Source organism: Collinsella aerofaciens (assembly GCF_019131995.1).
GTDB lineage: Bacteria > Actinomycetota > Coriobacteriia > Coriobacteriales > Coriobacteriaceae > Collinsella > Collinsella aerofaciens_S.
Window position 1 is genome coordinate 1 of record NZ_JAHONA010000082.1, and the last position, 401, is coordinate 401.

Here is a 401-nt window from a genome sequence, read left to right on the forward strand (position 1 = left end):
CGTTGCAGCAGCGCGGCCACGCGGCCAGGCGCGGGCAGGCCGCCGACAGGTCGGCCGAGCCGTCCACGCGCTCGCCGCGCCTGGCCTTCGGCGCCGTCACGAACCTGTGCGACGCCACCTCGGCGCTCACCGTCGAGGGCGACCTGCCCAGCTCCCTCGCGATCTCCCTGCACGAGGCCCTGCGCTCCAGCATCCTCTGGACCGTGTCCCGCTCGTGCCTCGTGAGCCTGCCGTAGGCCCTCTGGGCCGCCTTCGCGGACCCCTTCCTCGTCTTTCCGGACATGCCGTCCTCCGATCTCCCGGGGCCGGCCGGTCCGGCCCTCAGGGTATCGGGTTCCCACATTCATCCGCACATGTACGGATGAATGTGGGAGGTGTTCGGATGAAGTTGATAATCAAGG

At 69.8% G+C, this 401-nt stretch carries 1 protein-coding gene; it reads right to left on the bottom strand.

Features of this window, described 5'->3' with window-relative positions; all coding sequences use genetic code 11:
• Nucleotides 1-343: helix-turn-helix domain-containing protein (locus KSY82_RS10620; protein ID WP_368042064.1), on the bottom strand; the 343-nt coding region annotated here is incomplete at its 3' end.
• Between the last annotated feature and the right edge of the window lie 58 nt (nt 344-401).